This window comes from Ruminococcus flavefaciens (assembly GCF_900116855.1).
GTDB lineage: Bacteria > Bacillota > Clostridia > Oscillospirales > Ruminococcaceae > Ruminococcus > Ruminococcus flavefaciens_R.
Genome location: NZ_UETD01000014.1, coordinates 113311 through 121985, shown reverse-complemented (window position 1 = coordinate 121985; position 8675 = coordinate 113311). Strand labels below are relative to the sequence as shown.

At 46.2% G+C, this 8675-nt stretch carries 6 protein-coding genes and 1 other annotated feature; of the genes, 4 read left to right on the top strand and 2 right to left on the bottom strand.

Annotated features, from left to right (window positions below; translation table 11 throughout):
- On the bottom strand, positions 1–1398 hold a 1398-nt coding region (locus DSZ37_RS14980; RefSeq protein ID WP_109727682.1), incomplete at its 3' end, for a transposase.
- A 109-nt stretch (positions 1399–1507) separates the two neighbouring features.
- Between DSZ37_RS14980 and DSZ37_RS14975 the strand changes: the two genes are divergently transcribed.
- The 4 genes from DSZ37_RS14975 to DSZ37_RS14960 all read left to right on the top strand — a co-directional run bounded on the left by DSZ37_RS14975 (position 1508) and on the right by DSZ37_RS14960 (position 5539).
- Positions 1508–1771 carry a hypothetical protein gene (locus DSZ37_RS14975; protein WP_109727681.1) on the top strand — a complete coding sequence of 88 codons (264 nt, stop codon included), beginning with the start codon at positions 1508–1510 and terminating at the stop codon, positions 1769–1771.
- A gap of 813 nt (positions 1772–2584) precedes the next feature.
- Complete coding sequence (locus DSZ37_RS17810; RefSeq protein WP_155267021.1) at positions 2585–2734, top strand: hypothetical protein; 150 nt, start codon at positions 2585–2587, stop codon at positions 2732–2734.
- A complete protein-coding gene (locus tag DSZ37_RS14965; RefSeq protein ID WP_109727679.1) occupies positions 2734–4542 on the top strand; it encodes a recombinase family protein in 1809 nt (602 codons plus the stop codon). Before DSZ37_RS17810 ends, DSZ37_RS14965 begins: the two co-directional genes overlap by 1 nt.
- A 535-nt stretch (positions 4543–5077) precedes the next feature.
- Entirely contained in the window at positions 5078–5539 is a 462-nt protein-coding gene (locus DSZ37_RS14960) for an NUDIX hydrolase (protein ID WP_109727678.1), read from the top strand.
- 298 nt (positions 5540–5837) lie between these two features.
- Here the strand turns inward: DSZ37_RS14960 and DSZ37_RS14955 are convergent, their stop codons facing one another.
- Positions 5838–8189 carry an AMP-binding protein gene (locus DSZ37_RS14955; protein WP_109727677.1) on the bottom strand — a complete coding sequence of 784 codons (2352 nt, stop codon included), beginning with the start codon at positions 8187–8189 and terminating at the stop codon, positions 5838–5840.
- Between the two features lie 109 nt (positions 8190–8298).
- Positions 8299–8541 (bottom strand) — a binding site (T-box leader).
- Positions 8542–8675: the final 134 nt, after the last annotated feature.

Here is an 8675-nt window from a genome sequence, read left to right as displayed (position 1 = left end):
CAATAAAAACAGTCCGAATAGCTTTCGGACTGGAATAATAGCTGAATATTGAAGTAAAAATAGTATCTCTACAAGCCTTTTTAAGTTTAATGCGCATGCCGATAAGAGGCATTGCTCAGTAACTCGTTCAATGCCCCTCTTTCGGGTGCGTCTTAAATTATGTCGTTCTTTTTGATGAGAGAAATTTCCCTCGCACCATATTTTTCGCAGCCGCATAGCTTCATAGTACTCAGGCGTTCCGGCATGTTGCATTTGTTTTTCTTTGGCTTCTTCATGAAGATGACGTTCAATCCGTCTTCCAATTTTCGACTTACCTATACATTTTTCCTTATGTGGACAGTTTTGACACTCTGATTTTTTGGCAGCATAACGTTTTACGCCTTTACCTTTGCAATAAGATGAATACTTTAGTATTCTCCCTGCGGGACAAAGATAACAATCATTGTCGGTATCATATATGAAGTTATTTGGCGAGTATTCTTCAGTATAATTACAGTTAGGAGTAGGTTTCTCTCGTTGCGGTATATATGCTGCAATATCTTTTTTTATCATTGCTTCATATACTTCTCGACTGTCATATCCGCCATCCGCACAGATTGCATCAGGATTGAAACCGAATTTTTCAATTTGGTACTCGATTCGTTTAACGTGAGGAACAGAATCCTTGATATTTCCAGCAGTAACAAAAACATCAGTAATCATTCCATGCTTTGAATCGCAGGTCTGATGATTCAGATAGTGAAATCCTGTAGGCTTTCCCGGACGCTTCATCAGTCCGCATTCAGGATCTGTAACGCTTTTGGTGATCTCTTTAGTTTTAGTAGTATCGTATTCAACAGGCTCTTTGATAAGACCGAGTTCATATGCCTCACGATCAAGCTTCTGTATATATTCACTTGGAGTATCAGGTACTTCAATGACTTCACGCAGGTCATTACGTGCATTCGCTCTGATGTGTGTAGAGTCAGTCAGAAGGAGCTTTCCGTCAATAAGACCTGCCTCGAAACACTTACGAACGATCTCATCAAAGACATCTCTAAAAATTGTTGTACCATCAAATTTTCTGCGACGGAGCTGTGAGATAGTTGAGTGATCCGGAACACGTTCATCAAAGTCAATTCCTAAGAACCAGCGGTAAGCAATATTTACGGTGATCTCCTGTTCAAGCTTACGCTCAGAATCGATACCGTAGATATATCCAATTAATAGCATTTTTATCATTACAACAGGATCAATCGAAGGTCTTCCTGTATTTGAATACAGGTCAGCTACCTTGTCATAGATGAAATCAAAATCTACAAGTCTATCCAAATCTCGCAAAAAATGCTCCTGTGGCATTAGTTCTTCAAGTGTCACAAATGACATTTTCATTTGCTTGCTTTCAGCTCTTTTTAACATCGCTGCTACCTCACTTTCGACACTTATATTATACCATATTCAGCACTCAATGTCGAGGGTTTGTCAACAGCACCTCAACATCACTACACCTGCCGAGTTCAAGGTGGTGATGGATTTACTCTGTTACTGCGACAGCGAAAAGAAAACCTCGACCATAAGCCGCACAGGTATTGCAAGAGATACTGCAATGTCAGTGAGCAATGTTGAGCGCGCACTGAAAACTCTTGCGCAGAAGGACATCATTCGTATCCACAACAATTACGCTGACAACGGTCGTCAGGTTGAGAACTCATACGAGGTCGCATTTCTGAATTATGACATGGACGAGGACAAGCTCCGCGACGCAGAGCTTGCACTTCAGTTCAAAAGTTAATTGTCATAGGGGCTGTGTCATGATGTCATAGGCTTATATATTAAGTATACAAGATAATATATTATTATAGCTAAGAAGGGAGATATATATTAACTACCAAAGATAATATAAACTATGCGCCTTCTTTTCTTTGCAATGATAACTGTGACAGTAACCGTGCAAGGATTGATTATCAGAAACACGCGCAGAAAGCCCCTGATAGAACAGCTTGCCTGACAGGAAAAGCAGCGTTACCGAGCGGTACAGCAACGGTTCGGATGCTGTGCCTGCGAAACAGGCGAAAGGGGCACCCTTTTTGCCGCCTTCAAAACCAAAATGGTATAGTTACCCCACCGCTCCCGTTGAATGCGGTTGTCGCGCAACGTGGAGCGAGTGTGGGGATACCACACAAATACTATTGGCAGAGAAAAAGTGGCGGCAGTGACAAAAAGTCTTCCCTTTTGGGAAGGCAAGCATCGCAGACGGCATTCCGCCCTGCCGCTGAAAACGGGAGAACCCGTGCCCCTTTTTGGTTTGCAGGAAAAAGGCTGGCGTCATTTGCGCCCGCCATTCCACATCGGACGGGCAGTGCCCGCCGAAAAATCGGAGAATGTAGAATTTGCAAATTGGAGTCAAAAATCTCTTTCATCCAAAAGTATGGAGTCAAAATATTAAAAAGCGCTCACCAAAGGCTGTACTTAGGGAAGTATGGCTTGCGTCAGAGGACAAAAAACAATGTCAATACTGCACACAGACGTGAGAAAAAATCTGGTGGTATTGGTGATTACATTTTGAATTGAATAGTGGTACAATGTTGCGTACGGAGGGCAGAGTATGACAAAAATCGATACGGACTTTGCAGTAAAATGTCTCATCGAAGCGCTGTTTGAGAAAGGAGTTATTAACAGCGCCACATACTTCAACATCATCAAAAATGAATTCAAGAACAAGGCTGAAAATGATACGAAAGGAATGGTGGCTTGATGTACAATAACATAATGCTCGATAGGAACCGTCCGCGACAGGTGGTTTTCTATGGAAGAGTATCAACAGATCATGAGGCGCAGTTGTCTGCACTCGAAAACCAGATCCAGTGGTATGAGGATCAGAAAAAATATCATCCGAACTGGAATGTAGTTGACCGCTACATAGACGAAGGCATTACAGGTACGCAGGCGAAGAAGCGTCCATCGTTTCTGAGAATGATAGCGGACGCTAAGAACGGAAAGTTCGACCTGATAGTTACCCGTGAGGTATGCCGATTTGCAAGAAACACGATGGACACACTCTCCTTCACAAGAGAGCTCCGCAACATAGGAGTTGAAGTATTCTTCGTCGAGGACAACATCTGGACGATGGACGGCGACGGAGAGCTTCGGCTCTCGCTTATGGCTACGCTGGCGCAGGACGAGAGCCGAAAGGTCTCGGAGAGAGTTCGTGCAGGTCAGATGGTAAGCCGTGAAAAAGGAATACTGTACGGCAACGGAAATATTCTCGGCTACAACAAAGTCGGCGAGACCTATGTCGTTGATCCCGAGCAGGCAGAGACGGTCCGAATGATATTCGACCTGTACCTGCAAGGGCTTGGCGGCAAGAAGATAGGCGATGAGCTGACACGGCTCCATTACAAAAACGCTTCTGGAGCTGTGAAGTGGGACTCCGGAAATATCCTGCGCATCATCCGCAACGCAACATATATGGGACGAGTGGTATACAATAAGTCCCACAACAATAATTATCTCGACCAGCGGCGTATAATAAATCAGGATGAGGACACATACATCATCGGTGAGAAAAAGTTTGAAGCTATCATCGATGAGGACAAGTGGTACAAGGCAAATGCGATGCGCAGATCAAAGAAAAAGCCGACGCTGGTAGTCGGTGGAACAGTGCTGAGGTCGAGGTGCAATCCCTCAACAAATATGTGGACCAACAAGCTGATATGCTCCTGCGGCTCGGGTTTCAGACGTGACCTGTGGGGCAAGAACAAGGCGGGAGTTCCGAGCTGGGGATACCGCTGCTACAACAAGCTCAATCACGGCAGTGCAAAGGTCCGCAGAGAAGCAAGACTTGACACCACTGACTTCTGCGAAATGAAAATGCTTCCGCAGTGGCGGCTTGATCTCATTGCTGAGCATATCTTCGAGGATACATTCGTAAACAAGCGAGCGGTATTTGCAAAAGTACTTGAGCTTGTGAAGAAATATTATCGCCCTGACGATACATCACCCGAGACACACAAGAGCGACAGTGAGATACTTGCAGAGATAAAAGCACTCGAAAGCAAGATCGACAACCTCATAGATATGAGAGCCGAAGGAGTGCTTACAAAGGAGTCGTTCACCCAAAAGCACAGTAAAATTCAAGCGGAGATAGGTGAAAAGAAGAGACTGCTCAATGTTTCTGCTGAGGAAGTGCCGAAGGATAATGCAGAAAGCTTCAAGGCAAGCATACGCAATATTGAACAGACACTTCACGCAATGTCTGACTTCAAGGGCGGAGCTTCCGCAGCATTTATGGATAAGCTCATCAGCAGCGTACAGGTAGTCAACTCCAACAGCTACATCTTCAACATCAGATACAGCGAGAACTATACAGGTGCAATAAAAGGCAATGTCAACGGCAGACGGAACAAAGCTGTCGTAAATATCGACGAGATAACGGGCTCCCCTGACGGGGAGTCCGCTTCGCGTAAAAGGAAAAATGCCTGCCCGGATGATCAACCATACAGGCTGCTATCGCTGACAAGAATTAATTATAACTCATCAGAGTTGATCTGCACATACGATTAGCATTTGCGCCCGTGTACACGGATAACTGATGTTAATAACGATCCCCCTGAACTACTTATGGTTCAGGGGGATTATTTGTGTATAAAAATGTGTTGATTACTGATTTGGCAGCGGTATAAGCGTAATCAGCACAGGGAAATATATCCTGTATATCAAGAAAAAGCCCTACATAACGTAATATAAGCGGCGAGCCGCCGCCCCCTGTTTCGCGGCAGTGCTTTACAAAAAATCACTTTATCTCCTCGTATCTTGCTATTTCCGCGCTTTTATGATATAATGAACGCAAAACGCTCATTATATTTTATCTAAATGCCCTTACAGATACGCTGATCTCTGATCAACTCCCTGCATATCGGGCAATTATATCATAACGCTCCGCTTTTATGATATAATGAACGCAAAACGTTCATTATATTTTATCTAAATGCCCTTGCAGATACGCTGATCACAGATCAGCTCCCTGCATATCGGGCAATTATATCATAACGCTTCGCTTTTATGATATAATGTATGTAAATCTATGGAGGGATAAACAATGGGATATATTTTAGATCTTCGCAAGGAACTTGGCAGCAGACCACTTATAATGGCGGGTGCAGGTGTAATAATAATAAATGATAAAAACGAGATACTTCTCGGCAGGCGCACCGACAACGACTACTGGGACTATCCCGCAGGCTCAATGGAGCTTGGCGAGAGCTTTGAGGAATGTGCTCGCAGAGAAGTATTTGAAGAAACAGGACTGACCTGTGGTAAGCTCGAATATTTTATGGAATTATCAGGAGAGGACACTTTTTACGAATATCCCAACGGAGATCAGGTCTATCTTGCTGTTATAATTTATATCTGCCGTGATTTTTCGGGTGAATTGAAAGTTCAGGAGAAAGAAGTCTATGAACAGAGATTTTTCTCCATAGACGCCCTTCCCGGGATATCTCCCCTGAAAATAAAATCGCGGATATTTGAAAAGGTCAGGAATTACATAAAGAGCAGATAAAACAGAAATCCTTCATTTAGATAAATCATAATTTAGCAAAGCTAAATTATGATTTAAGCCGTTAGCCCATAGCCATTAGCCGTTAGCCTGATGTAGGGGCGGCGTTCCGCCGCCCGATAATAAAGCGGCGAAGCCGCTTCCTAATGGCTAAAAGCTAAAGGCTAAGGGCTTCGGAATTTAACACCGAAGGTGTTAAATTCCGATTTATCTTACTAATGAATAATGCCCCTGTGTGCGTTATAACACTCAGGGGCAGAACTTATATATGGGTATCCGTATTGCAGAAAGGTCCTTCTTATTACTTCTGATACTTTGCCTTATCCATCTCGCGGATAGCTGCACGGCGGATCTTGCCGCTTCCCACGGTCTTGGGGAGCTCATCCACGAACTCTACCACACGGGGGTACTTGTAAGGAGCGGTACCGTTCTTGACGTACTCCTTGATCTCCTTGACCAGCTCCTCCGAGGGAGTCTTATCCTTGGTGAGGACGATGGTAGCCTTTACCACCTGACCTCTTATCTCGTCGGGAACGCCTGTTACAGCACACTCCAGCACATAGGGAAGCTCCATGAGAACGCTTTCGATCTCGAAGGGTCCGATACGGTAGCCCGAGGACTTGATAACGTCGTCAACACGACCGACATACCAGAAATAGCCGTCCTCGTCCACCCAAGCGGTATCGCCTGTGTGATAGTAGCCGTCGCGCCATGTCTCGGCAGTGTTTTCCTCGTCGCCGTAATAGCACAGAGCCAGTCCGGGAACGCCGTAACCGGGAGCTGTGGCATCCTTGAGCTTTATGCATATCTCGCCTGTCTCGCCCACACTTGCGGGAGTACCGTCGGGCATGAGCACCTGAACTTCATACTGGGGATTGGGCTTGCCCATGCTGCCGGGCTTGGGCTCCATACCAACAACGTTAGCGATAGAGAGCGTAGTCTCGGTCTGACCGAAGCCCTCCATGAGCTTGATGCCCGTAGCCTTGTAGAACTGGTGGAATACCTCGGGATTGAGAGCTTCACCTGCGATGCAGGCGTATTTCAGTGATGAAAGATCATACTTTGAAAGGTCCTCCTTGATGAAGAAGCGGTACATAGTAGGAGGAGCGCAGAATGAAGTGATATTGTACTTCCTGAACATGGGGAGTATATCATCTGCGTGGAAGCGGTCAAAGTCATAGACAAATACGGCAGCCTCACACATCCACTGACCGTAGAGCTTGCCCCAGAGAGCCTTGCCCCAGCCGGTATCGGAAATAGTGAAGTGGAGACCGTTGGGGTCGGCGTTCTGCCAGTAGCGTGCAGTAACGTAGTGACCGAGGGGGTACTGATAGCTGTGGAGGACAAGCTTGGGATTGCCCGAAGTACCCGAGCTGAAGAAGATGAGCATGGGGTCTGTGCCGCAGGGAGTGTCCTCTGTGCGCTCGAAGTGAGTGCTGTAAGCGGAGAGCTCTGCGTTGAAGTCGTGCCAGCCCTCACGCTGACCGTTTACCAGTATCTTTGTTTTCAGTGTGGGAGAAACCGCACAGGCGAGATCCACCTCATTTGCCACATCGCCGTCAGCTGTGCAGACGATAGCCGATACCTCAGCGGAGTTGAAGCGATACTCGAAGTCGTGCTTCCTGAGCATATTTGAAGCAGGGATAACAAGAGCACCTATACGGTGGAGAGCGATGATAGAGAACCAGAACTGGTAATGGCGCTTCAGCACCAGCATAACTCTGTCGCCCTTCTTTATGCCGAGAGATTTGAAGTAATTAGCGGTCTGGCAGGAGTACTTCTTGATGTCCTTGAAAGTGAATGTGCGCTCGTTCTTGTTGACGTCAACATAGATCATAGCGGTCTTGTCGGGACATTTCTCAGCCATAGCGTCCACGATATCATAAGCGAAGTTGAACTTATCCTGATTTTCAAAGTTAACGGCGCTGAGGATTCCCTGCTCATTGGTCTCGCACTTGACGAACTTCTCTGAAACGGGGTGGAGAAGACCTGCCTTGTCAACATTGGTGATGTGATGCTCAGCCACCTGCTCGCGGTACTCGGTCATGCCTGTGGTGCCCTTGGGAGGCATAACGAAAGCGTATATCTCGCAGTCCTCGCCGCCGAGAGCCACTTCATCGTGGGGCATGGAGCTGTCGTAGTAGATACAGTCGCCCTCGTGGAGTATCTCTGTATGTGAGCCAACAGTCATGCGGAGAGTTCCCTTGAGAACGATATCCATTTCCTGACCCTCGTGGCTTGCCATGTGGAGGGGCTGGGAGAGAGCCTCCTCGGAATAGGGGATAACGACGTGGAAGGGCTCCACGGACTTGTTCTTGAACTTAGCAGCAAGGCGGTTATAGGTAAAGCCCTTTCTGCGGACGATGGGAACTCCCTCGCCCTTTCTGGTAACAGTGTAGCCGCTGAGCTCGGGGCTGCTGCCCTCCATGAGCTCGGTTATCTCAACGTGAAAAGCATTGGCGCATTTATATATAAAAGTAAAGCTGAAGTCCTGCTCGCCCGATTCCAGTCTCTTGTACTCATCCACTGAATAATCTGTGATAACAGCCATTTCCTCAACGGATATGCCCAAGTCCTCACGCAGGCTTGCGATACGCTCTGCGACCTCTTTGATCCTTGTCTCTGCATTCTGTAAATTCATCATGTCGCTCATAATTATCTCTCCTTTAAAAAATATTTTTTGTACTGGAAAATGAAACGGGCGCTGTGAAATACTGCCGACATTTGCCGCGTAAAAACAAAAAACTCGTCTCAAAGATGAACTTTGAGACGAGTATCAATCCTGATTACCCGCGGTACCACTCAAATTGTGCCGCTATTGCGTAACACCACTTCAGACTCCAGCAAGTCCTATTCATTGACGCAGAATCACGGAAGCGCTTACTGAAACTTTCAGCACTTCGGCTCAGAAGGGATACATAGCATTGCTTATCACCGACTCACACCTACCGTCGGCTCTCTGCAGACATTGGCAATCCTCTGCGTGTCTTCCTCACAGCTTATGTCTTGGATTATAGCACAAGAAATCCGATTTGTCAAGGGGTTTTTGAAATTTTCTCCGAAAAACTTTATTGAACAATTTCCGAAGCTGTGTTATAATACATATGATCAAACGCTAAGCCGCTCACCGAAAAAGGAA

Coding starts and splice junctions, on each gene's coding strand:
- DSZ37_RS14975 (WP_109727681.1), top strand. CDS start 1,508: ATGGATTTACTCTGTTACTGCGACAGCGAAAAGAAAACCTCGACCATA.
- DSZ37_RS14965 (WP_109727679.1), top strand. CDS start 2,734: ATGTACAATAACATAATGCTCGATAGGAACCGTCCGCGACAGGTGGTT.
- DSZ37_RS14955 (WP_109727677.1), bottom strand. CDS start 8,189: ATGAGCGACATGATGAATTTACAGAATGCAGAGACAAGGATCAAAGAG.
- DSZ37_RS14960 (WP_109727678.1), top strand. CDS start 5,078: ATGGGATATATTTTAGATCTTCGCAAGGAACTTGGCAGCAGACCACTT.
- DSZ37_RS17810 (WP_155267021.1), top strand. CDS start 2,585: ATGACAAAAATCGATACGGACTTTGCAGTAAAATGTCTCATCGAAGCG.